Genomic DNA, 22,356 nt, shown 5'->3' on the forward strand with positions numbered 1-22,356 from the left:
CCGACAAGCCGGCCGCCGAGCGCCGCCCCGCCGGTACAGGTCCGGCCGCCTCCGGCGGCCGGTCTGCGGGGGAGGGATCGGGAGCGTCCGCCTCCGGCGAAGCGTCCACGGGAGTCGCCTCCTCCGACAAGGAGTCCGGCAGCGAGCAGAGCAAGGCTGACCAGGAGGTGCAGGCGCGGTGAGGCATCTGTTGAGTGCGGGCGATCTCTCCCGCGACGACGCGCACCTGATCCTGGACACCGCCGAGGAGATGCGCTCGCTGGCGGACCGGCCGATCAAGAAGCTGCCTGCGCTGCGTGGGCGCACGGTGGTGAACCTGTTCTTCGAGGACTCCACCCGGACGCGGATCTCGTTCGAGGCCGCCGCCAAGCGGCTGTCGGCGGACGTGATCAACTTCTCCGCCAAGGGCTCCAGCGTGAGCAAGGGCGAGAGCCTGAAGGACACCGCGCTGACGCTGCAGGCGATGGGTGCCGACGGGGTCGTCTGCCGGCACGGGTCGTCCGGTGCGCCGCACCTGCTGGCGACGTCGGGCTGGCTGAACGGCTCGGTCGTGAACGCCGGTGACGGCACCCACGAGCACCCGACCCAGGCGCTGCTCGACGCGTTCACGATGCGCCGCCACCTCGGGTCGCTGGAGGGCCGGCGGATCACGATCGTCGGCGACGTCCTGCACTCCCGGGTCGCCCGCTCGAACGTGCTGCTGCTCTCGACGCTCGGCGCCGACGTGACCGTGGTCGCGCCGCCGACGCTGCTGCCGGTCGACATGACCAGCTGGCCCTGTACGACGTCGTACGACCTGGACGCCGCGCTGCCGAAGAGTGACGCGGTGATGATGCTGCGGGTCCAGCGCGAGCGGATGGGCGACGCGTTCTTCCCGAGCGCCCGCGAGTACACCCGCCGGTACGGCCTGGACGTGCACCGGATGGCGCAGCTGCCCGACGAGGCGATCGTGCTGCACCCCGGCCCGATGAACCGCGGGATGGAGATCAGCGCCGAGGTCGCCGACTCGACCCGCTCGGTGATCGTCGAACAGGTCACGAACGGCGTGGCGATCCGGATGGCCGTGCTCTACCTGCTGCTGTCAGGAACCAACGAAACCACCGAGGAGCAAACCGCATGACCGCCTACCTGATCACCGGAGCCAAGATCGTCGGCGGTGAGGTCGCGGACATCCTCCTCGACAACGGCGAGATCGTGGCCGTCGGCAACGACATCCAAGCCCCCGAGAACGCTGAGCGCATCGACGCGACAGGCCTGATCGCGCTCCCCGGCCTGGTCGACCTGCACACCCACCTGCGCGAGCCCGGCCGCGAGGACGCCGAGACGGTCCTCACCGGAACCAGAGCGGCGGCGGCCGGCGGCTTCACCGCCGTGTTCGCGATGGCCAACACCGACCCGGTCGCCGACACCGCGGGTGTCGTCGAGCAGGTCTGGCGGCTGGGCCGCGAGGCCGGGTACGCCGACGTCTTCCCGATCGGCGCGGTCACCGTCGGCCGCCAGGGCACCCAGCTCGCCGAGCTCGGCGCGATGGCCGACTCCGCGGCCCGGGTCCGGGTCTTCTCCGACGACGGCGACTGCGTCTGGGACGCCGCGCTGATGCGCCGCGCGCTGGAGTACGTGAAGGCCTTCGGCGGCACCATCGCGCAGCACGCGCAGGAGCCCCGGCTGACCAAGGGCGCGCAGATGAACGAGGGAGCGCTCTCCGGCGTTCTCGGCCTGACCGGCTGGCCGAGCGTGGCCGAGGAGTCGATCATCGCCCGCGACATCCTGCTGAACGCGCACGTCGGCTCGAAGCTGCACATCTGCCACCTGTCCACCAAGGGCTCGGTCGAGATCGTCCGGGCCGCGAAGAAGCGCGGGCTGGAGGTGACCGCCGAGGTCACCCCGCACCACCTGCTGCTCACCGAGGACCTGGCGGCGTCGTACAACCCGGTCTACAAGGTGAACCCGCCGCTGCGCACCAAGGCCGACGTCGAGGCGGTCCGCGAGGGCCTGGCCGACGGGACGATCGACATCGTCGCCACCGACCACGCGCCGCACCCGGTCGAGGACAAGGACTGCGAGTGGAGCGCGGCCGCGTTCGGGATGACCGGGCTGGAGACCGCGCTCAGCGTCGTGCAGCACACGATGGTCGACACCAAGCTGCTGACCTGGGACGACCTGGCCGACCGGATGAGCTACCGCCCGGCCGCGATCGGGCAGATCAGCGACCACGGCCAGCCGCTCGAGGCCGGTGCCGCGGCGAACCTGACGCTGGTCGACCCGGCCGCGCAGCGCACCGTCGTCCCGTCGGAGAGCACCTCGCTGTCGCGGAACACGCCGTTCGAGGGCATGACGCTGCCGGGCCGGGTGGTCGCGACCTTCCTGCGCGGTACGCCGACCGTCCTCGACGGGAAGCCTGCGAAGTGAAGAACGTCCTGGGCATCGCCGGCACCCTCCTGGTGCTGGCCGTCGCGTACTACGGGATGCTGCGCGGCTGGCGCAATCGCAAGAACCGCCAGGCCGGCCTCGCGCCGCTGCCCGCCGTACCGGCGGACGACACCGAGGGCGTCGAGGGCGAGTACGTCTCCACCACCACCGCGGGCGACTGGATGGACCGGATCGCCGTGCACGAGCTGGGAGTCCGCAGCCACGCGGACCTGGCCGTGTCACCGGCCGGCCTGATCTTCCACCGCCAGGGCGCCGCGGACGTCTTCATCCCGGTCGACCACCTGACCGGCGTACGGACCGACAAGGGCATCGCCGGGAAGGTCACCGCCGACCGTTCCGGCCTGCTCGTGGTCACCTGGCGGCACGACGGCCGGGACCTGGACACCGGGTTCCGCCCACGGCACAAGGCCGACACCGCCGCCCTGACCGCATCCATCACCACCCTGATCGGAGCCGAGAAATGAGCCAGAACGCACTGCTGGTCCTCGAGGACGGCCGCGCGTTCGCGGGGACGTCGTACGGGGCGACCGGCGAGACCTTCGGCGAGGCGGTCTTCAGCACCGGGATGACCGGGTACCAGGAGACGCTGACCGACCCCTCGTACCACCGCCAGATCGTCACCCAGACCGCACCGCACATCGGCAACACCGGGATCAACGACGAGGACGACGAGTCGCAGAAGATCTGGGTCGCCGGGTACGTCGTCCGCGACCCCGCCCGGGTCCCGTCGAACTGGCGGGCCACCCGCTCGCTCGACGAGCAGCTGAAGGCGCAGGGCATCGTCGGCATCTCCGGGATCGACACCCGGGCGCTGACCCGGCACCTGCGTGAGCGCGGCGCGATGCGGGCCGGGATCTCGACCGAGATCCTCGACCCGCAGCAGCTGCTGGCCAAGGTGCTCGAGCAGCCGGCGATGGCCGGCGCCGACCTGGCCGCCGAGGTCACCACCGTCGAGCCGTACGTCGTACCGGCCGAAGGCGAGAAGCGCTTCACCGTCGTCGCGCTGGACCTGGGCATCAAGTCGATGACGCCGAAGCGGATGGCCGAGCGCGGCATCGAGGTGCACGTGCTGCCGGCCACGGCCTCGCTGGAGGAGGTGCTGGCGGTGAACCCGGACGGCATCTTCATGAGCAACGGCCCCGGCGACCCGGAGACCACCGAGCACCCGACCACGCTGCTCAAGCAGCTGCTCGAGCAGGGCAAGCCGTACTTCGGCATCTGCTTCGGCAACCAGGTCTTCGGCCGTGCGCTCGGGCTCGGCACGTTCAAGCTCAAGTACGGCCACCGCGGCATCAACCAGCCGGTGCTCGACCGGGCCACCGGCAAGGTCGAGATCACCTCGCAGAACCACGGCTTCGCCGTCGACGCTCCGATCGAGGAGTCGATCCAGACGCCGTACGGGACCGCCGAGGTCAGTCACGTCTCGCTCAACGACAACGTGGTCGAAGGGCTCAGGCTGACCGGGAACGACGGCCGCGTGCTGGCCTTCTCGGTCCAGTACCACCCCGAGGCCGCCGCCGGTCCGCACGACTCGGCGTACCTGTTCGATCGCTTCGTAGAGCTCATGGAAGGGCGGAACTGATGCCACGCCGTACAGACATCGACTCGGTGCTGGTGATCGGCTCCGGCCCGATCGTGATCGGCCAGGCCTGCGAGTTCGACTACTCCGGCACCCAGGCCTGCCGGGTGCTCAAGGAGGAGGGCTTCCGGGTCGTCCTGGTCAACTCCAACCCGGCCACGATCATGACCGACCCGGAGTTCGCCGACGCCACCTACGTCGAGCCGATCACCCCGGAGTTCGTCGAGAAGGTGATCGAGAAGGAGCGCCCGAACGTCCTGCTGGCCACCCTGGGCGGCCAGACCGCACTGAATGCCGCGATCGCGCTGCACGAGAACGGCGTCCTGGAGAAGTACGGCGTCGAGCTGATCGGCGCCTCCGTGGACGCCATCCAGCGCGGTGAGAACCGGCAGTCGTTCAAGGGCATCGTCGAGAAGCTCGGCGCCGAGGTGGCCCGCTCGGTGATCTGCCACTCAATGGACGACGTGCTCGGCGCGGCCGGGCAGCTCGGCTACCCGCTGGTCGTCCGGCCGTCGTTCACGATGGGCGGCGTCGGCTCCGGGATGGCGTACGACGAAGCCGACCTGCGCCGGATCGCCGGCGCCGGCCTGGCCGCCAGCCCGACCACGGAGGTCCTCATCGAGGAGTCCATCGTGGGCTGGAAGGAGTACGAGCTGGAGGTGATGCGCGACAAGGCCGACAACGTGGTGATCATCTGCTCGATCGAGAACGTCGACCCGATGGGCGTGCACACCGGCGACTCGGTCACCGTCGCGCCCGCGATGACGCTGACCGACCGCGAGTACCAGGTGATGCGCGACCTGGCGATCGGCATCATCCGCGAGGTCGGGGTCGACACCGGCGGCTGCAACATCCAGTTCGCGGTGAACCCGGCCGACGGCCGGCTGATCGTGATCGAGATGAACCCGCGGGTGTCCCGTTCGTCCGCGCTGGCCTCGAAGGCGACCGGCTTCCCGATCGCCAAGATCGCCGCCAAGGTCGCGATCGGCTACACCCTGGACGAGATCCCGAACGACATCACCCAGCAGACCCCGGCCAGCTTCGAGCCGACGCTGGACTACGTCGTGGTCAAGGTGCCGCGGTTCGCGTTCGAGAAGTTCCCGGCCGCCGACGCGACGCTGACCACGCACATGAAGAGCGTCGGCGAGGCGATGGCGATCGGCCGCAACTACACCGAGGCGCTGCAGAAGGCGCTGCGGTCGCTGGAGAAGCCGGAGGCCCGGTTCTCCTGGGCGGGCTCGCCGGCCACCGAGCTGGAGCCGCTGATCGAGCGGATCAGGACGCCGCACGACGGCCGGCTGCGGACGATCATGGACGCGATCCGGGCCGGCGCCACGCCGGAGCAGATCTTCGACGCGACCAAGATCGACCCGTGGTTCGTCGACCAGCTCTTCCTGCTGCACGAGACCGCCCTGCAGGTCGCGGCGGCGCCGCGGCTGACCCCGGATGTGATCCGGCTGGCCAAGCGGCACGGCTTCTCCGACCTGCAGCTGGCCGAGATCCGCGACCTCACCGAGGACGTCGTCCGCGGCGTCCGGCAGGCGCTGGGGATCCGGCCGGTCTACAAGACCGTCGACACCTGCGCGGCCGAGTTCGCGGCGACCACGCCGTACCACTACTCGTCGTACGACGAGGAGACCGAGGTCGCGCCGCGCACCGAGCCGGCCGTGCTGATCCTGGGCTCCGGCCCGAACCGGATCGGCCAGGGCATCGAGTTCGACTACTCCTGCGTGCACGCGTCGATGGCGCTGCGCGAGGCCGGCTACTGCACCGTGATGGTGAACTGCAACCCGGAGACGGTCTCCACCGACTACGACACCTCCGACCGGCTGTACTTCGAGCCGCTCACCGCCGAGGACGTCCTGGAGATCGTGTACGCCGAGATGCAGGCCGGCCCGGTGGCCGGGGTGATCGTGCAGCTCGGCGGCCAGACGCCGCTCGGCCTGGCCCAGCGCCTCGCCGACGCCGGGGTGCCGATCGTCGGTACGTCGCCGGAGGCGATCCACCTGGCCGAGGAGCGCGGCGCCTTCGGCAAGGTGCTCGCCGACGCGAACCTGCCCGCCCCGAAGCACGGCACGGCGCTGTCGGCGCCGGAGGCGCACGCGGTCGCCGAGGAGATCGGCTTCCCGGTGCTGGTCCGGCCGTCGTACGTGCTCGGTGGGCGCGGGATGGAGATCGTCTACAGCGACGCCGAGCTGGCGGCCGCGCTGGAGCGGCTGAGCGGCGGGGCCAACGCCTGGGAGCACCCGGTGCTGATCGACCGGTTCCTCGACGACGCGGTCGAGATCGACGTCGACGGGCTGTTCGACGGCGAGGAGCTGTTCCTCGGCGGCGTGATGGAGCACATCGAGGAGGCCGGCGTGCACTCCGGCGACTCGTCCTGCGCGCTGCCGCCGATCACCCTCGGGAACGCCGACATCGAGAAGATCCGGCAGTCCACCGAGGCGATCGCGCGCGGGGTCGGCGTACGGGGTCTGCTGAACGTGCAGTACGCGCTGGCCGGGGACGTGCTCTACGTCCTGGAGGCCAACCCGCGGGCCTCGCGGACCGTGCCGTTCGTCTCCAAGGCGACGGCGACGCCGATGGCCAAGGCCGCGGCGCGGGTGATGCTCGGCGCGACCATCGCCGAGCTGCGCGCCGAGGGCATGCTGCCGGCTTCCGGAGATGGCGGGACGCTGCCGCCGTCGACGCCGATCGCCGTCAAGGAAGCGGTGATGCCGTTCAACCGGTTCCGGACCATCGACGGCGGGTCGGTCGACACGCTGCTCGGGCCCGAGATGCGCTCCACCGGCGAGGTGATGGGCATCGACGACACCTTCGGTACGGCGTTCGCCAAGTCCCAGGGCGGGGCCTCGCAGCCGCTGCCGGGACAGGGCAAGGTCTTCGTGTCGGTCGCCAACCGCGACAAGCGGCACATGATCTTCCCGGTCAAACGGCTCGCGGACCTGGGCTTCCAGATCTACGCGACCGAGGGCACGGCCGACGTGCTGCGGCGCAACGGGGTCGAGGCGGTCACGGTCCGGAAGAGCTCGCAGGGTCCGGGGCCGAACGGGGAGCCGACGATCGTCCAGATGGTCCAGGACGGCGAGCTCAACCTGATCGTCAACACCCCGATCGGGATGACCCAGGGCGGCTCGCCGCGGATCGACGGCTACGAGATCCGCAGCGCGGCGGTGGCGCGGAACATCCCGTGCATCACCACCGTCCAGGGTCTGGCCGCCGCGGTCCAGGGGATCGAGGCGCAGCGCGCCGGTGACATCGGGGTCCGGTCGCTGCAGGACTGGGTGTCACGGATCCGCGGTCAGCAGTGAGTACGGCGTACCGCAAGGTGGTCCGGCCGGTCCTGTACCGGCTGGGCCGCGGTGACGCCGAGATCGCCCACGAGCAGACGCTGCACGGGCTGCGGCGGCTGTCGAAGGTGCCGGGCGCGGTCCCGGTGCTGGCGTCGACGTACGGCGCTCTGCCGGCGGGTGTGGACCGGACCGTGTTCGGGCTGCGCTTCCCGAGCCCGGTCGGGTTGGCGGCGGGGATGGACAAGAACGGGGTAGCGCTGCCGGCGTGGCGCGCGCTCGGGTTCGGGTTCGTCGAGGTCGGGACCGTGACGGCGCTGCCGCAGCCGGGCAACGAGAAGCCGCGGCTGTTCCGGCTGGTCGACAGCGAGGCCGTGATCAACCGGATGGGGTTCAACAACCTCGGCTCGGAGGCGCTGGCCAAGCGGCTGGCGGCGTACGGGGATCTGGGGTACCCGCTGGGTGTCTCGATCGGGAAGTCCAAGGTCACGCCGCTGGCCGACGCGGTCGAGGACTACGTGACGTCACTGCGGCGGCTGCACGCGTACGGCGACTACTTCGCGGTCAACGTCAGCTCGCCGAACACGCCGGGGCTGCGGGAGCTGCAGGACGCGGGGCATCTGCGCGAGCTGCTGACGGCGCTGAAGGCCGAAGCTGTTGGGAAACCCGTCCTGGTGAAAATCGCTCCTGACCTCACCGAGTCGGCGATCGACGAGCTGCTCGGCGTCTGCACCGACGTCGGCATCGCCGGGATCATCGCGACCAACACCACCATCGGCCGCTCCGGCCTGGCGCCGTCGGACGAGTGGCTCGCGACCGAGACCGGTGGGCTTTCGGGTCGGCCGCTTAGCGAGATCTCGGCCAAGACCGTCGCGCACATCCACGCCGCGACCGGGGGAGCACTGCCGATCATCGGGGTCGGCGGCATCCTCGAGCCCGACGACGCCCTGCGGCTGTTCGACGCCGGGGCTAGCCTGGTGCAGCTCTACACCGGCCTGATCTACCGCGGTCCCGGCCTGGTCCGGACGACCAACCGGCGACTGGCTTCCGACTCCCGGCAGGGAGAACTTTCATGAGAGAGCGTGATCTTGCGATGAGCAACCAGCCCTTCGGAACGCGCCTGCGCGCGGTGATGAACGAGCGCGGGCCGCTCTGTGTGGGGATCGACCCGCACGCCCACCTCCTGGACGCCTGGGACCTGCCCGACACCGCCGAGGGCCTGGCCTCGTTCACGTACGGTGTGGTCGACGCGCTGGCCGAGCAGGTCGGCGTGTTCAAGCCGCAGTCGGCGTTCTTCGAGCGCTTCGGCTCGGCCGGGATCGCCGTCCTGGAGCAGGCCACCGCGCGGCTGCGCGAGGCCGGCGCCGTGGTGATCATCGACGCCAAGCGCGGCGACATCGGGACGACGATGGCCGGGTACGCCGCGGCGTACCTGTCGGAGAAGGCGCCGCTGGCCTGCGACGCGCTGACCGTCAGCCCGTACCTCGGGTTCGGCTCGTTGCAGCCGGCGATCGACGAGGCACAGGCGGCGGGCGCCGGGCTGTTCGTGCTGGCGCTCACGTCGAACCCGGAGGGCCCGCAGTTCCAGAGCGCGCGGACCGCCGACGGCTCGACCGTCGCCGGTGCCGTGCTGGACGGACTGCGGGAGCTGAACGCCGGCGCCGAGGACCTCGGGTCGTTCGGGGCGGTGGTCGGCGCGACGATCGCGAAGACGACCGAGAATCTCGACATCCGCGGGCCGCTGTTGGCGCCGGGTCTCGGGGCGCAGGGCGCGACCGCTGAGAGCCTCCAGGAGGTCTTCGGCGACGCCGTACGCAACGTCGTACCGTCGAGCTCCCGGGAGATCCTGGGAGCCGGTCCGGACGCTGTGGCGCTGCAGGACGCCGCCGCCCGCGCCAACGACGCCTACCGCACCGTTCTGGGCTACTGATGGCCGCCTCAGGCACGACCCGCAAGGTCGCAGCAGGCGTCGCCCTCGTCGTGGCGCTCGCGATGGGTGTCACGGCCCTGATCGGCCCGATGGCCGGTACGTCGGGCGGCGGTGGCAAGGACAGCCGGGCGGAGTACTGCGCCGGCCTGCAGACCTACGTCACGCAGCTGAACACGTTCCAGGACCCCTCCGACGCCGCGAAGCTCGACCAACTCATCGCCGACGGCAACAACTTGTCGAAGTTGGCGCCGGGCGAGCTGACCGACGACTGGGGGCTGCTGGTGCAGTACCTGGAGCAGATCAAGGCCACCGGCGGCGACCAGGCCAAGCTCCAGCAGCTGAACGCGTCGATGGACCCGGGCATCGCCCAGGCTCTGCAGGCGATCCCGGCGGACGGTCAGCAGAACTGCACGACGCCCGCGGAAGATGCCTGACGCGTCACGTCACGAGCTGGTTCCGGTCCGGGGGTGCGACGTTGTTCACGGCGTGCCGTGGTGGCTGTTGACCCCCGGATTCGGAACTGTTGCGTCGACGGGCGGCGAGGGGCCGCCCGCGAGCGACAGTTAGGAACGCGCAATGCGCAAGGTGGCAGCCCTGGTGGCAGCGGTGATGATGAGCGCCGGGGTACTGACGGCGTGCTCGGGCGGCGACTACTGCAGCGAACTGCAGAACTACGCCGAGGCGGTGAAGAACCTCGACGTCAAGGACACCGAGGCGGTGGACCGGATGCAGGGCGAGGCGAAGAAGCTGTCGAAGTCGGCGCCGGACGACCTCAAGGACGACTGGAAGGTCGTGCTCGACTACGCCGACAAGGCCAAGGACGCCAAGGGCGACTCGGCCAAGCTGCAGGAGCTGGCCAAGGCCGACGGCGAGAAGATCGCGGCCGCCTCGGCGGCGATCGGCAAGCAGGCCAAGGACACCTGCAAGGTCGAGATCGGTAGCTGAAAAGCATCTGTTCACGATGGGTTGGTCACGGCCGGTAACGTCGTGACCAACCCCTCCACGACCCCCGAGGACTCACGATGCGTACCGCAGTACTGACCGCGACGATGCTCGCCACCGCCGCCGGCCTGACCGCCTGCACCGAGGAGCAGGCCTACTGCGTCGACCTGGCCGGGTACGTCGCCTCCGCGGCGAACGTCGACCCGGCCAACGTCGCCGACTACCCGAAGATCCTCGACGACGCCCGGAAGCTGCGCGAGAGCGCGCCGGCCGACGTGAAGGACGACTGGGCCGCGGTGATCGCGTTCGCCGAGAAGGCGCAGAAGGCGGGGACGGATCGTGTCGAGCTGGCTCGGCTGAGCAAGGAGACCGGCTCGGTCACCACGGCGTACTCCGCGATCGCGGCGCACGCCAAGGACGCGTGCAAAGTCGACGTCCCGGCACTGGGTTGAGCCTGCCTGGTGCCGTGTTAGGTTCACCTGCGAAGCAACCCAACGGGACAGGTGAAACGGTGCCACTTCCTTCTTTGACCCCGGAGCAGCGCGCGGCCGCTCTGGACAAGGCCGCGGCCGCACGGCGTGAGCGTGCGGAGATCAAGAACCGGATCCGGCACTCCGGAGCGTCTCCCACCGAGGTGCTGCACGAGGGGCAGACCAACGAGGTGATCGGCAAGATGCGGGTGAGCGCGCTGCTGCAGTGCGTTCCCGGGGTGGGCAAGGTCCGCGCGCAGCAGATCATGGAGCGGGCCGGGATCTCCGAGACCCGCCGCGTCCGTGGCCTCGGTTCGAACCAGATCGCCGCGCTGATGCGCGAATTCGCCGAGTGACCCGGACCGAAATCCGCGCTGCGTCGTTGGACACTGGTATGAAGATGACCATGGACAGGCCGAGCGCCACCCCGGAGGAACTGGACGCTGCTGCCCAGGCGGGCAGCGGTGCTGCCCCGACGGGCAGTGGTGAGGCGCCGGGGGAGGCGCGGCTGACCGTGCTGGCCGGCCCGACCGCGGTCGGCAAGGGCACGGTGGCCGCGGAGATCCGTGAGCGCTTCCCCGACGTCTGGATCTCGGTCTCGGCGACCACGCGCAAGGCGCGGCCGAACGAGGTACACGGGGTGCACTACCTGTTCGTCTCCGACGAGGAGTTCGACCGGATGATCGCCGACGGCGAGCTGCTGGAGTGGGCCGTGGTCCACAAGGCGGCCCGGTACGGGACGCCGAAGCAGCCGGTGCTGGACAAGCTGGCCGACGGCCGCCCGGCGCTGCTGGAGATCGACCTGCAGGGCGCCCGCCAGGTCCGCGAGACGATGCCGGAGGCGCATTTCGTGTTCCTGGCCCCGCCGAGCTGGGACGAACTGGTCCGTCGCCTGGTCGGTCGCGGCACCGAAACCGCCGAGGAGCGGGAGCGCCGGCTGGAGACCGCGGTGCTCGAGCTGGCGGCCGAGAAGGAGTTCGACGTGACGATCGTGAACGCCTCGGTTCGGGAGGCGGCCGATCAGTTGGTAAAGTTGATTCGATCACCCAACATCTCTGGAAAGAGCTGACTTTGTCTGGCAACCAGCCTGTCGCGATCGGCATCACCTCCCCGCCGATCGACGACCTGCTCACCCACACCGACTCCAAGTACAAGCTGGTCCTGTACTCGGCCAAGCGGGCGCGGCAGATCAACGCCTACTACTCCCAGCTCGGCGAAGGCCTGCTGGAGTACGTCGGACCGCTGGTCGAGACCCACGTCCAGGAGAAGCCGCTGTCGATCGCGATGCGCGAGATCAACGACGGCGTGCTGACCTGCACCGACATCGACCCCGAGGCCGAGGCGGAGGCCGCCGCGGCCGCTGCGGAGAAGTCGGCCGAGTAGTCACTCCCGATGACCGTGGGTGAGACGCCCGACAGCCCTGGTGACGCGGTCACCGGGGCTTCTGGTGTTTCCTCCGGTGCGGCGGTCAAGAAGACGTCGGTGGTGCTCGGCGTCGGCGGCGGGATCGCGGCGTACAAGGTCTGCGACCTGCTCCGGCGGCTGACCGAGTCGGGGCACAGCGTCCGCGTCGTACCGACCGCGGCCGCGCTGGAGTTCGTCGGCGCGGCGACCTGGGCGGCGCTGTCCGGCCACCCGGTGACCGCGGACCCGTTCGACGACGTGCAGGAGGTCCCGCACGTCCGGATCGGGAAGGGCGCCGACCTGGTCGTCGTCGCCCCCGCGACCGCGAACCTGATCGCCAAGGCCGCGCACGGCCTCGCCGACGACCTGCTCACCAACACGCTGCTCACCGCGCGCTGCCCGATCCTGTTCGCCGCCGCGATGCACACCGAGATGTGGGAGCACCCGGCCACCCAGGCGAACGTCGCGACCCTGCGCGCCCGCGGCATCACGGTCCTCGACCCCGCCGTCGGCCGGCTGACCGGCAAGGACACCGGCCGCGGCCGGCTGCCCGAGCCGTCGGAGATCTTCGCGATCAGCCAGCTGATGCTCGCCGACTCCGCCTCCCGCGCCGCGGGGGAGCGGGTCGCCGACCTGACCGGCAAGCACGTCCTGGTCAGCGCCGGCGGCACCCGCGAGCACCTCGACCCGGTCCGTTACCTGGGCAACTCCTCGTCCGGCAAGCAGGGCTACGCGCTGGCCCGGATCGCCGCCGCGCGCGGCGCGAAGGTCACGCTGGTCGCCGCCAACTCCGAGCTCGCCGACCCCGCCGGCGTGCACGTCGTACCGGTGACCTCGACGCAGGACCTGTACGACGAGATCACCGGTCGTGCGGCTGACGCCGACGCGATCGTGATGGCGGCCGCGCCCGCCGACTTCCGCCCGGCGAGCTTCGCCGAGCACAAGATCAAGAAGACCGACGACGGCGCGGTGCCCGCGGTCAGCCTGGTGCAGAACCCGGACATCCTGGCGACGGTCGCGCACGATCGGCAGCGCGACGATCAGGTGATCGTCGGGTTCGCGGCGGAGACCGGTGATGCTGAGCACTCGGTGCTCGATCTTGGTCGGGCCAAGCTGGAGCGCAAGGGGTGCGATCTGCTGGTCGTGAACGACGTGTCGGGTGGCAAGGTGTTCGGGAGCGACATCAACGAAGCGGTCATCTTGGATCGCTCGGGGACGGCGGTGCCGGTTCCGTCGGGGAGCAAGGACGCTCTTGCGGGCGTCATCTGGAACTTGGTCGCTACGCACTGGCACTAGGGTCGCGGGCCACTGGCACTAGGTCGCGGGGCTGACCTCCGGTCGTGTGAACAGGTTGACGAGGTTGCCGTCGGGGTCGCGGAGGATTGCCGAGCGGTTGCCCCACGGCATCGTCGTCGGCTCCTGAACAAACTCCAGGTCCTGTAGGCGAGCGAACTCCTCGTCGACGTCGCGCACCTCGAACTCGAGGAACACGCCGCGGTTGGCGACCGCCTGCACGAGCTGGTCGCCGTACAGGGTGGTGGTCAGCGTGCTGCCGGTGATCGCGAGCGTGCCCGCGGTTGTCCTCAGCTCGGCGAAGACTGGTGCTGGGCGTTGTGCGGTGATCTGAGTGAGGCGTTCGTAGAACGCGGTCATCCGGTCGACATCGTCGGTGACGATCCGGACTGAGGCGAAAGTTGTCATGCCCTGAGGCTAGGATCAATACCGGACAGATTCCGCCCGGTATTCTCAGGAGTGTGACGAGGCCGACCTCCCGAGTGCTCGCCCTCCTGGAACTGCTCCAGGCCGGCGGCACCCGCCGCGTCGGGGATCTCGCCGACCGCCTCGGCGTCGACGAGCGCACCGTCCGCCGGTACGCCGAGCACTTGGTCGACCTGGACATCCCCGTCCGCTCGATCCGAGGCCGGTACGGCGGCTACCGGCTCGCCGCGGGGTACCGGATGCCGCCGCTGATGCTCACCGACGACGAAGCCGTCGCGGTGGCGATCGGCTTGGTGGTCGGCCGTCGCGCGGGCCTCGTCCCGGACTCGAGCGCATCGGAGAGCGCTCTCGCGAAGCTCCACCGCGTTCTGCCGGCGCGCTTGGCCGACCGCCTGGGCGCGCTGCTCGCGATGTCGTCGTTCACCGCACCCCTACGCCCCACGCCGCACGTCGACACCGACATCCTGCTGACCCTCGCGACCGCCGCCCGCGACCGTCTCTCGGTCGCCCTCGACTACACCGATCGCCAGGGGCGCACCAGCGCGCGAACGATTTCCCCGGCCGGCGTGGTCGCTCACGCCGGCCGCTGGTACGTCGCGACCCCGGACCGCACCTTCCGCCTGGACCGAATCATCAGTGCAACGTTGCTAGAGGCAACAAATGATGGACTGTCGGTGGACCCTGCGAGCGCCGTACTGGAATCTCTAGCCACCACCCCCTGGACTCACCACGTGTCCGTTCGGGTGGCAGGCACCGCCGACGACATCGAGCGCCGCCTCCCACTCGGCCTCGCGATCGTCACTCCGCTCGACTCGTCCGAGGTCCGCGTCGAGCTCCGCGCCGAACGCCTCGACTGGGTCCCCGCCCTCCTCGCCGGCCTCGGTCGCCCGTTCGTCGTCGAGCATCCGCTTGAACTACGCGAACAGGTCGCCGCCCTCGCCCACCGCCTGGGCCGAAGCGTCAACGCCTCAGACCTCAGCCGGCGCGACGCGGCGTTCGAAGACCGCGTTCAGCCCGTCCTCGACCGCGCCTGAGTCGTCCTGACACTGACCCGCCACCCAGCGGCGCAACATCCCGCCCCGTGCAGGCATCGAGCGTGGTGAGACCAGGAGGTTCACCATGAACAGTTCGTCCCCGCGCCGATTCCTCGCGGTCCTGCTCGCCGCCGTACTGCTCGGCCCGGCGCTTCCGGCAGCCGCCGACGACCCGGAGTGCCCGATCCCGCCGGTCGCCGACGTGTACGCCTACCAAACCCCGGACGCGACCGCCCTGACCGGACGCATCGCGCCGGTCCCCGCCTGCCCGACCATCGCCACCGTGAAGAAGCTCGACGGCAGCGCCGAGATCAGCTTCGAGGGCGACACCTTCGAGCTCCCGCTCGGTACCGAGTCCGGGACCTGGTACCTCGCGTCGATCACCACCTGGCCCGGCGACACCCGCACCTTCGAGCCGGTGGCGCCGAACCTGCTCCGGGTCCTCGACCTGACCCGGATCACTTCGACCGCCCCGACCGGCTTCGCGGCGTACGGCGACCGCTTCACCGTCTCCGGCTACCTCGAAGGCTGGACCCCGGCCGGCGGCTGGCAGCGGATGCCCGGACGCCCGCTGACCATCCGAACCGGCAACGGCTGGGACGGCAACCCGACCGTCCCGACGGTCACCGACGCTTCCGGCGAGTACCGCCTGACGGTCCCGCTCTACAACACGTACGGCGGTGCCGCCGTCTTCGCCGGCGACGAGCAGTGGCTGAGCAGCGCCAGCTTCAACGACGTCCAGGTGCATGGTCTGGTCGACGCGAAGGCCAGCGACCGAACCCCGAACGTCGGAGAGCGCGTTCTCATCTCCGGCAAGGTCGCGCCGGGCGCCGTACCGGTGTGGCTCGAACGCCTGGTCGGCACCGAGTGGGTCAAGGTCGGCCCCACCGTCACCGCCGCGGCGAACGGCCGATACCGCCTCACCTACCGTCCGACCACCCGCGGCGTTCACCAGCTCCGGGTCTGGAACGACGGCACCGACCCCGAGACCCGCCTCGGCGTACAGCCCGCTGTTGCGAACCTCAGACTGGTGGCGCACCGCTGAGTAGTTGCCTCAGGCATATAGAGCCTGCTGCTGCGAGCATCAAACTCGTGGCGCACGGTCAGGCACTCGCTCCACCCGCGTCCAGCCCTTCCAGCCGCGCTCGGCGAGGATCTCCAGCAGGCGCGCGGCCAGCGGGGACGACTCCAGCATCGTGGTGTCCAGCAGGTCGACGAACGTGTCGTCGAAACCGTCGACCTGCAGGGCGCCGGCCTCGACCGCGAGGATCAGCCGCCGCTCGACGATGTCGGCGACCTCGATGATCCGCGGGTCGTCGAGGTCCCAGTCGAGCGCGCCGCCGACGAGTTGGTAGAACCGGACCATGTCCGGATCGTCCAGCTCCGCGTGCTTGGTCGCGATCACCGCTTCGATGTGCTGCGGGACCTGCGCGGCGACCATGATCCACGCATCGCGTTCAAGCTCGACGTACTGGTCGCCGGCGCCGAGCTCGCGCAGCTTGTCGAGGTAGCTGACGACGCTCGCGGGCAGCGCCAGGTGCTCACCTGCGGCGAGGCGCGCGAGCCGCTTGCGCGTCTCCTGCAGCCGGCGGACCTCGGCGCGCAGCTTCTTGTCGATCTCCTGCACGCCTTCGGCGAACTCCTCGGCGCCCGCGTCGAGCAGCTCCTGCACCCGCGCCAGCGGCACGCCCGCGTCGGCCAGCGTCCGGATCCGGATCAGCCGTACGACGGCTGCCGCGTCGTACGTGCGGTAGCCGGAGTGGTCGCGCGCGGGCTCGGGCAGCAGTCCGATCCGGTGGTAGTGACGGATCGCGGGCACCGTGACCCCGGCGTACGCGGCGAGCCGGCTGATGGTGAGCACGAGGGCCAGCCTGCCTCAGGCGAACCGGCGGCGGTAGGCCACCATCGCCAAGCCGTAGGCGACGACGAGCACGCCGACGCACCAGCCGAGGGCGACCCAGAGGCCGTTGCCGACCGGTTGTTCGGCGTACAGGTCGCGGACGGTGTTGACGATCGAGGTCATCGGCTGGTTCTCGGCGAACCAGCGCACCGGGCCGGGCATCGTTGCCGTCGGCACGAATGCCGAGCTGATGAACGGCAGGAACAGCAGCGGGTACGAGAACGCGCTCGCGCCGTCGACCGACTTCGCGGTCAGCCCGGGGATCACCGCGATCCAGGTCAGCGCCAGCGTGAACAGGACCAGAATGCTCACCGCGCCCAGCCAGGCGCCGATGCTCGCGCCGGTCCGGAAACCCATCAGCACGGCGACCGCGGTGACGACGACCAGCGAGACGACGTTGGCGACGACCGAGGTGAGCACGTGCGCCCAGAGTACGGCCGACCGCGCGACCGGCATCGACTGGAAGCGTTCGAAGATGCCGCTCTGCAGGTCGAGGAACAGCCGGAACGCGGTGTACGCGATCCCGGAGGCGACGGTGATCAGCAGAATCCCGGGCAGCAGGTAGTTGATGTACGCCGGAGAGCGCGATCCGGTGTCGATCGCGCCGCCGAGCACGTAGACGAACAGCAACATGAACCCGATCGGCATGATCGCGGTGGTGATGATGGTGTCCGGGCTGCGAGCGATGTGGCGCAGCGAGCGACCGGTGAGCGCGACGGTGTCACGGAGGAAGTTCACCGGAGTTCTCCTGCTGTGTCAGAGCCGACGAGCGCGAGGAACACGTCCTCGAGCGTCGGCTGCTTCTCGACGTACTCGACCTTGGCGGGTGGCAGCAGCTGCTTGAGCTCGGCGAGCGTGCCGTCGACGAGGATCCGGCCCTGGTGCAGGATCGCGATCCGGTCCGCAAGGTGCTCGGCCTCGTCCAGGTACTGCGTCGTCAGCAGCACCGTCGTCCCCGCCGCGGCGAGCGTCTCGACGGTCCGCCAGACCTCGATCCGCGCCTCGGGGTCGAGACCGGTGGTCGGCTCGTCGAGGAAGATCACCGGCGGCGCCCCGATCAGGCTCATCGCGATGTCGAGCCGGCGGCCCATCCCGCCCGAGTACGTCGCCACCCGGCGCCGCCCGGCCTCGGTCAGCACGAACCGCGCGAGCAGGTCGTCGGCGACAGCGCCCGGGTCGGGCAGATGCCGCAGCTTGGCGACGAGCACCAGGTTCTCCCGCCCGGTCAGTACTTCGTCGACCGCGGCGAACTGCCCGGTCAGGCTGATCGACCGCCGTACGTCAGCCGCCTCTCCGTTGACGTCAAAGCCGTTCACGGTCGCCGTCCCGGCGTCGGCTGAGAGCAGCGTGGAGAGGATCTTCACGACTGTCGTCTTGCCCGCGCCGTTCGAGCCGAGCAGCGCGAAGATGCTCCCGCGGGCGACGCTGAAGTCGACGCCCCGGAGGACGTCGAGCTTCCCGTACACCTTCCGCAAGCCCGCGACGCTGATCGCCGCGTCGGCTACGCCGGTTGATGGGTCGCTGGTGCTGGTCATGGTGGGTCTCCTGTTCGGTTGCGAACAGAGTGCGGGGTTGATGCAGCATCAAGGTCAACCCACCACCACTGGACAACCAGGCTCCCGCAGTGTGCAATATATTGCATGTCGCAACTCAAGAACTTCGAGCGCTACCCGCTGCTGTTCGGCCCGAGCCCGGTGCACCCCCTCGACCGGTTGACCGCGCACCTCGGCGGCGCGCGGATCTGGGCCAAGCGTGAGGACGTCAACAGCGGTCTCGCGTACGGCGGCAACAAGACCCGCAAGCTCGAGTACCTGCTCCCGGACGCGCTGGCCCAAGGCGCCGACACGCTCGTGAGCATCGGCGGCGTCCAGTCGAACCACACCCGCCAGGTCGCCGCCGCAGCCGCGAAGGCGGGGCTGAAGGCCGTGCTCGTGCAGGAGAGCTGGGTGGACTGGCCGGACCCGGTCAACGACAAGGTCGGCAACATCCTGCTGTCGCGGATCATGGGCGCCGACGTCCGGCTGGTCCGGGCCGGCTTCGGGATCGGCTTCAAGGAGAGCTGGCAGCAGGCGCTCGACGACGTCCGCGCGGCCGGCGGTACGCCGTACGCGATCCCGGCGGGCGCGTCCGACCACCGGCTCGGCGGGCTCGGGTTCGCGAACTGGGCGGACGAGGTGGCCGCGCAGGAGCGCGAGCTCGGGGTGTTCTTCGACACGATCGTGGTCTGCAGCGTCACCGGCAGCACGCACGCCGGGATGATCGCCGGGTTCGCCGGGCAGGACCGGCCGCGCCGGGTGCTCGGGATCGACGCGTCGGCCAAGCTCGCCGAGACCCGGGCGCAGGTCGCGAAGATCGCGCACGCGACCGCGGAGCTGATCGGCCTCGGCCGCGCGTTGCGCGACGACGAGATCACCGTGCTGGAGGGCTGGGCGGGGGAGAAGTACGGAATCCCGGTCGAGTCGACGATGGACGCGATCCGGCTCAGCGGGCGACTGGAGGCGATGATCATCGACCCGGTGTACGAGGGCAAGTCGATGGCCGGGCTGATCGACCTGGTTCGGTCCGGCGACATCCCGAAGGACTCGAACGTCCTGTACGCCCACCTCGGCGGCCAGCCCGCACTCAACGCGTACAGCGGGCTGTTCCAGTAGCCCCCGGCCTGTTCCAGTAGTTAGGCCAGAAGCTGACCGCTTCCCCTCCTAGCCTGGGCGACATGGACATCCCCTGGTCGGCCGTCGTCGCACGCCGCATGCAGCGCCACTACCTGCAGGAGCCTGGCGCTGATCCGGTCGACGTCGTACGGGCGCTCTGCGGTGCACACGCGCAGGTGCTGTCCGCCGGTGAGGTGTCGGTAGCAACCAGGCTGGGCAAGGCAACCAGGCGCACAGTTCAGCAGGCCCTCTGGGAAGAGCGCTCTCTGGTGAAGACCTTCGGCCCGCGCGGCACCGTGCATCTGCTGCCGACCGAGGATCTCCCGCTCTGGACGGGAGCGCTCTCCGCGTTGCCGCGGTCCGGGGGCGCGGCGACGCCGGAGATGCGGATGACACCTGACCAGATCGCCGAGGTGATCGAGGTCATCGGGGGAGCGCTCTCCGCGGATGATCTCACCGTCGACGAGTTGACCGACGAGGTCGTCGCACGCACCGGCCCGTGGGCGGGCGACCTGGTGATGCCAGCGTTCCAGGAGTTCTGGCCGCGCTGGCGGCAGGTGATTCCGGCCGCCGCGACCGCGGGTGTGCTCTGCTACGGACCGAACCGCGGCCGCAAGACGACGTACACGAACCCGCATCGCTTCACGCCGCCGTTCCGGCCCGAGAACGGCGAGGAAGCGCTCTCCGAGTTGCTCCGGCGTTACTTGCACGCCTACGGCCCGGCGACCCCGCAGCAGTTCGCGAAATGGCTCAGCACCACACCCGGCTTCATCGCCAAGCTGTTCGAGACCAGCGGCCTCGAAGAGGTCGAGCTCGACGGCGAGCCGGCCTGGCTGGTCGAAGGCGACACTGACTTCCCTGACGAGCCGGTGAAAGGCGTCCGCCTGCTCCCGTACTTCGACGCGTACGCCGTCGGCAGCCACCCGCGCGACCTCGTCTTCCCCGGCGAAGCCTCGACCCGCGCCCTGGCCGGCGGTCAGGCCGGCAACTACCCCGTGCTCCTCGTCGACGGACTCGTCGCCGGCGTCTGGCACCAGCGCCTGTCCGGCCGCAAGCTGCACGTCACCGTCGAGCCGCTCCGCACCGTGAAGCCCGCGCAACTAAGGGCCCTGGACAACGAAGTCGAACGCCTCGCCGAGATCGTCGACGCCCGCGCGACGCTCACCCTCGGCCTGATCACCGTCGGGCCGCATGCCTGAAAATCCCTGCCGGACAAGGACGATCGGCTAAACTGCTACCGATTCGATAGCGCAAGACACCTGCACCGCAAGGGGTTGCGATGGCGCCGACACACACCGCACCGATCACGGCCGCGTTCGACCTGCTCGGCCGGCGGTGGGCGCTGCGCGTGCTCTGGGAGCTGCGCGACGGGCCGGTCGGATTCCGCGCGCTGCAGGAGCGCTGCGACGACGTCTCCCCGACCGTGCTGAACGCCCGCCTGGCCGAGCTGCGCGACGCCGGGCTGCTCTGGCAGGACGAGTCGAAGGCCCACCAGCTGACCGCGACCGGCCGCGATCTGTCCCGTTCACTCAAGCCCTTGCTGGCCTGGTCGGAGCGCTGGGCGGCCGAGAACCGGCGCTGAAACAGTCGCTCGACCACGCTCACCTGAGCACCGCTGACCACGATGTAAGACGACAGTCCCACGAGGCGGACGAATCCGGTGTCCGGCACCGCACCCGGCCCGAAGTGCTGGCATACTGCCGAGGAGCATCGCCGGTGGCGGTGCGTGTGGGGCGGGGCTCAGGCTCCGCCGTGTGGACACCGAACAACCCTGAGGGAGAACCGTGGCACGGCGCCTTTTCACGTCCGAGTCGGTGACGGAAGGTCACCCGGACAAGATCGCTGACCAGATCAGCGACTCCATCCTCGACGCACTGCTGGCCGAGGACCCGAAGAGCCGCGTCGCGGTGGAGACCCTGATCACGACCGGACTGGTGGTCGTGGCCGGCGAGGTCACCACGTCGGCGTACGTGGACATCCCCGGGATCGTCCGGAACCGGATCCTCGAGATCGGTTACGACTCGTCGCTGAAGGGCTTCGACGGCGCCTCCTGCGGAGTGCAGGTCGCGATCGGCAGCCAGTCGCCGGACATCGCGCAGGGCGTCAACACGGCGTACGAGACCCGTGCAGACTCCTCGCAGGACGAGCTCGACCTGCAGGGTGCCGGCGACCAGGGCCTGATGTTCGGCTACGCGTCGAACGAGACCCCGGAGCTGATGCCGCTGCCGATCACCATCGCGCACCGGCTGTCCGAGCGGCTGTCCGAGGTCCGCAAGGACGGCACGATGGCCTACCTGCGGCCCGACGGCAAGACCCAGGTCACGGTCGAGTACGACGGTGACAAGGCCGTCCGGATCGACACCGTGGTGGTCTCCAGCCAGCACGCCGCCGACATCAGCCTGGACTCGATGCTGACGCCGGACGTGAAGAAGCACGTCGTCGACCCGATCCTCGAGCAGTTCGAGATCGACTCCACCGACTACCGGCTGCTGGTCAACCCGACCGGCCGCTTCGAGATCGGTGGCCCGATGGGCGACGCCGGCCTGACCGGCCGCAAGATCATCATCGACACCTACGGCGGCATGGCCCGTCACGGTGGCGGCGCGTTCTCCGGCAAGGACCCGTCGAAGGTCGACCGCTCCGCGGCGTACGCGATGCGCTGGGTCGCCAAGCACATCGTCGCCGCCGGCCTGGCCGCGCGCGCCGAGTGCCAGGTCGCCTACGCGATCGGCAAGGCCGCCCCGGTCGGCTTCTACGTCGACACCTTCGGCACCGAGACCGTTGCCGTCGACAAGATCACCGACGCCGTGCTCGAGGTCTTCGACCTGCGTCCGGCCGCGATCATCCGCGACCTGGACCTGCTCCGCCCGATCTACACCCAGACCGCCGCCAACGGCCACTTCGGCCGCACCGGCGACGACTTCACCTGGGAGAAGCTCGACCGTGTCGACGCGCTGAAGGCCGCCGCCGCGAAGTAGTCCTGCCTGCTGATCGCCCGGACCCGCTG

General features: G+C 70.1%; 24 protein-coding genes. 20 read left to right on the plus strand and 4 right to left on the minus strand.

Annotation, left to right across the window (positions count from 1 at the left end):
* Positions 1-178 precede the first annotated feature (178 nt).
* The 14 genes from AB0M01_RS12765 (at position 179) to coaBC (ending at position 13,341) form a co-directional block, all read left to right on the plus strand.
* Positions 179-1,120, plus strand: coding sequence for an aspartate carbamoyltransferase catalytic subunit (locus AB0M01_RS12765; RefSeq protein ID WP_363668648.1), 942 nt, complete (start codon positions 179-181; stop codon positions 1,118-1,120).
* Positions 1,117-2,409, plus strand: coding sequence for a dihydroorotase (locus AB0M01_RS12770; RefSeq protein WP_363668650.1), 1,293 nt, complete (start codon positions 1,117-1,119; stop codon positions 2,407-2,409). The genes AB0M01_RS12765 and AB0M01_RS12770 overlap by 4 nt, the downstream gene beginning before the upstream one ends.
* Positions 2,406-2,894 carry a hypothetical protein gene (locus AB0M01_RS12775; RefSeq protein WP_363668652.1) on the plus strand — a complete coding sequence of 163 codons (489 nt, stop codon included), beginning with the start codon at positions 2,406-2,408 and terminating at the stop codon, positions 2,892-2,894. Before AB0M01_RS12770 ends, AB0M01_RS12775 begins: the two co-directional genes overlap by 4 nt.
* Positions 2,891-4,012 carry a glutamine-hydrolyzing carbamoyl-phosphate synthase small subunit gene (gene carA, locus AB0M01_RS12780; protein ID WP_363668654.1) on the plus strand — a complete coding sequence of 374 codons (1,122 nt, stop codon included), beginning with the start codon at positions 2,891-2,893 and terminating at the stop codon, positions 4,010-4,012. Before AB0M01_RS12775 ends, carA begins: the two co-directional genes overlap by 4 nt.
* Positions 4,012-7,320, plus strand: coding sequence for a carbamoyl-phosphate synthase large subunit (gene carB / locus AB0M01_RS12785; protein ID WP_363668656.1), 3,309 nt, complete (start codon positions 4,012-4,014; stop codon positions 7,318-7,320). The genes carA and carB overlap by 1 nt, the downstream gene beginning before the upstream one ends.
* Positions 7,317-8,375, plus strand: coding sequence for a quinone-dependent dihydroorotate dehydrogenase (locus AB0M01_RS12790; protein ID WP_363668658.1), 1,059 nt, complete (start codon positions 7,317-7,319; stop codon positions 8,373-8,375). The genes carB and AB0M01_RS12790 overlap by 4 nt, the downstream gene beginning before the upstream one ends.
* Before the next feature lie 17 nt (positions 8,376-8,392).
* Positions 8,393-9,229: an orotidine-5'-phosphate decarboxylase gene (gene pyrF / locus AB0M01_RS12795; protein WP_363668660.1), complete on the plus strand. Its 837-nt coding sequence runs from the start codon at positions 8,393-8,395 to the stop codon at positions 9,227-9,229.
* Positions 9,229-9,663 carry a hypothetical protein gene (locus AB0M01_RS12800; protein ID WP_363668662.1) on the plus strand — a complete coding sequence of 145 codons (435 nt, stop codon included), beginning with the start codon at positions 9,229-9,231 and terminating at the stop codon, positions 9,661-9,663. Before pyrF ends, AB0M01_RS12800 begins: the two co-directional genes overlap by 1 nt.
* A 142-nt stretch (positions 9,664-9,805) precedes the next feature.
* Positions 9,806-10,174: a hypothetical protein gene (locus AB0M01_RS12805; RefSeq protein WP_363668664.1), complete on the plus strand. Its 369-nt coding sequence runs from the start codon at positions 9,806-9,808 to the stop codon at positions 10,172-10,174.
* A gap of 77 nt (positions 10,175-10,251) precedes the next feature.
* Positions 10,252-10,623: a hypothetical protein gene (locus tag AB0M01_RS12810; RefSeq protein WP_363668666.1), complete on the plus strand. Its 372-nt coding sequence runs from the start codon at positions 10,252-10,254 to the stop codon at positions 10,621-10,623.
* Between the two features lie 59 nt (positions 10,624-10,682).
* Positions 10,683-10,997: an integration host factor, actinobacterial type gene (gene mihF / locus AB0M01_RS12815; protein WP_184795637.1), complete on the plus strand. Its 315-nt coding sequence runs from the start codon at positions 10,683-10,685 to the stop codon at positions 10,995-10,997.
* 44 nt (positions 10,998-11,041) lie between these two features.
* Positions 11,042-11,710, plus strand: coding sequence for a guanylate kinase (gene gmk, locus AB0M01_RS12820; protein ID WP_363668668.1), 669 nt, complete (start codon positions 11,042-11,044; stop codon positions 11,708-11,710).
* A gap of 2 nt (positions 11,711-11,712) precedes the next feature.
* On the plus strand, positions 11,713-12,024 hold the full coding sequence (gene rpoZ / locus AB0M01_RS12825; protein ID WP_363668670.1) for a DNA-directed RNA polymerase subunit omega: 312 nt from the start codon (positions 11,713-11,715) through the stop codon (positions 12,022-12,024).
* Positions 12,025-12,123: 99 nt separating this feature from the next.
* Positions 12,124-13,341, plus strand: coding sequence for a bifunctional phosphopantothenoylcysteine decarboxylase/phosphopantothenate--cysteine ligase CoaBC (gene coaBC / locus AB0M01_RS12830; protein WP_363669458.1), 1,218 nt, complete (start codon positions 12,124-12,126; stop codon positions 13,339-13,341).
* 18 nt (positions 13,342-13,359) lie between these two features.
* Here the strand turns inward: coaBC and AB0M01_RS12835 are convergent, their stop codons facing one another.
* Positions 13,360-13,746, minus strand: coding sequence for a VOC family protein (locus AB0M01_RS12835; protein ID WP_363668672.1), 387 nt, complete (start codon positions 13,744-13,746; stop codon positions 13,360-13,362).
* Positions 13,747-13,799: 53 nt separating this feature from the next.
* Here AB0M01_RS12835 and AB0M01_RS12840 point away from each other — a divergent pair, with 53 nt between their 5' ends.
* Both AB0M01_RS12840 and AB0M01_RS12845 read left to right on the plus strand, forming a co-directional pair.
* Entirely contained in the window at positions 13,800-14,798 is a 999-nt protein-coding gene (locus AB0M01_RS12840; protein ID WP_363668674.1) for a YafY family protein, read from the plus strand.
* 85 nt (positions 14,799-14,883) lie between these two features.
* Positions 14,884-15,843, plus strand: coding sequence for a hypothetical protein (locus AB0M01_RS12845; protein ID WP_363668676.1), 960 nt, complete (start codon positions 14,884-14,886; stop codon positions 15,841-15,843).
* Between the two features lie 39 nt (positions 15,844-15,882).
* On the opposite strand, the gene AB0M01_RS12850 is transcribed toward AB0M01_RS12845, so the two are convergent.
* Genes AB0M01_RS12850 through AB0M01_RS12860 form a run of 3 tightly spaced genes read right to left on the minus strand, consistent with a single transcriptional unit; the run spans position 15,883 to position 18,233 of the window.
* Positions 15,883-16,659 (minus strand): MerR family transcriptional regulator, encoded by a 777-nt coding sequence (locus AB0M01_RS12850; RefSeq protein WP_363668678.1) that lies wholly within the window; start codon positions 16,657-16,659, stop codon positions 15,883-15,885.
* A 15-nt stretch (positions 16,660-16,674) separates the two neighbouring features.
* Positions 16,675-17,436: an ABC transporter permease gene (locus AB0M01_RS12855; RefSeq protein ID WP_363668680.1), complete on the minus strand. Its 762-nt coding sequence runs from the start codon at positions 17,434-17,436 to the stop codon at positions 16,675-16,677.
* Positions 17,433-18,233 (minus strand): ATP-binding cassette domain-containing protein, encoded by an 801-nt coding sequence (locus AB0M01_RS12860; RefSeq protein ID WP_363668682.1) that lies wholly within the window; start codon positions 18,231-18,233, stop codon positions 17,433-17,435. Before AB0M01_RS12860 ends, AB0M01_RS12855 begins: the two co-directional genes overlap by 4 nt.
* Before the next feature lie 105 nt (positions 18,234-18,338).
* Here AB0M01_RS12860 and AB0M01_RS12865 point away from each other — a divergent pair, with 105 nt between their 5' ends.
* The 4 genes from AB0M01_RS12865 to metK all read left to right on the plus strand — a co-directional run bounded on the left by AB0M01_RS12865 (position 18,339) and on the right by metK (position 22,327).
* On the plus strand, positions 18,339-19,349 hold the full coding sequence (locus tag AB0M01_RS12865) for a 1-aminocyclopropane-1-carboxylate deaminase (protein ID WP_363668685.1): 1,011 nt from the start codon (positions 18,339-18,341) through the stop codon (positions 19,347-19,349).
* 62 nt (positions 19,350-19,411) lie between these two features.
* Entirely contained in the window at positions 19,412-20,548 is a 1,137-nt protein-coding gene (locus tag AB0M01_RS12870; protein ID WP_363668687.1) for a winged helix DNA-binding domain-containing protein, read from the plus strand.
* A gap of 80 nt (positions 20,549-20,628) precedes the next feature.
* Complete coding sequence (locus tag AB0M01_RS12875; RefSeq protein ID WP_363668689.1) at positions 20,629-20,931, plus strand: helix-turn-helix domain-containing protein; 303 nt, start codon at positions 20,629-20,631, stop codon at positions 20,929-20,931.
* 202 nt (positions 20,932-21,133) lie between these two features.
* On the plus strand, positions 21,134-22,327 hold the full coding sequence (gene metK / locus AB0M01_RS12880) for a methionine adenosyltransferase (protein WP_363668691.1): 1,194 nt from the start codon (positions 21,134-21,136) through the stop codon (positions 22,325-22,327).
* Positions 22,328-22,356: the final 29 nt, after the last annotated feature.

It is taken from the genome of Kribbella sp. NPDC051770, assembly GCF_040681455.1.
In the GTDB taxonomy this organism is placed as follows: Bacteria; Actinomycetota; Actinomycetes; order Propionibacteriales; family Kribbellaceae; genus Kribbella.

Coding starts and splice junctions, on each gene's coding strand:
- AB0M01_RS12770 (WP_363668650.1), top strand. CDS start 1,117: ATGACCGCCTACCTGATCACCGGAGCCAAGATCGTCGGCGGTGAGGTC.
- carA (WP_363668654.1), top strand. CDS start 2,891: ATGAGCCAGAACGCACTGCTGGTCCTCGAGGACGGCCGCGCGTTCGCG.
- carB (WP_363668656.1), top strand. CDS start 4,012: ATGCCACGCCGTACAGACATCGACTCGGTGCTGGTGATCGGCTCCGGC.
- pyrF (WP_363668660.1), top strand. CDS start 8,393: ATGAGCAACCAGCCCTTCGGAACGCGCCTGCGCGCGGTGATGAACGAG.
- AB0M01_RS12800 (WP_363668662.1), top strand. CDS start 9,229: ATGGCCGCCTCAGGCACGACCCGCAAGGTCGCAGCAGGCGTCGCCCTC.
- AB0M01_RS12805 (WP_363668664.1), top strand. CDS start 9,806: ATGCGCAAGGTGGCAGCCCTGGTGGCAGCGGTGATGATGAGCGCCGGG.
- AB0M01_RS12810 (WP_363668666.1), top strand. CDS start 10,252: ATGCGTACCGCAGTACTGACCGCGACGATGCTCGCCACCGCCGCCGGC.
- gmk (WP_363668668.1), top strand. CDS start 11,042: ATGACCATGGACAGGCCGAGCGCCACCCCGGAGGAACTGGACGCTGCT.
- AB0M01_RS12835 (WP_363668672.1), bottom strand. CDS start 13,746: ATGACAACTTTCGCCTCAGTCCGGATCGTCACCGACGATGTCGACCGG.
- AB0M01_RS12845 (WP_363668676.1), top strand. CDS start 14,884: ATGAACAGTTCGTCCCCGCGCCGATTCCTCGCGGTCCTGCTCGCCGCC.
- AB0M01_RS12860 (WP_363668682.1), bottom strand. CDS start 18,233: ATGACCAGCACCAGCGACCCATCAACCGGCGTAGCCGACGCGGCGATC.
- AB0M01_RS12865 (WP_363668685.1), top strand. CDS start 18,339: ATGTCGCAACTCAAGAACTTCGAGCGCTACCCGCTGCTGTTCGGCCCG.
- AB0M01_RS12870 (WP_363668687.1), top strand. CDS start 19,412: ATGGACATCCCCTGGTCGGCCGTCGTCGCACGCCGCATGCAGCGCCAC.
- AB0M01_RS12875 (WP_363668689.1), top strand. CDS start 20,629: ATGGCGCCGACACACACCGCACCGATCACGGCCGCGTTCGACCTGCTC.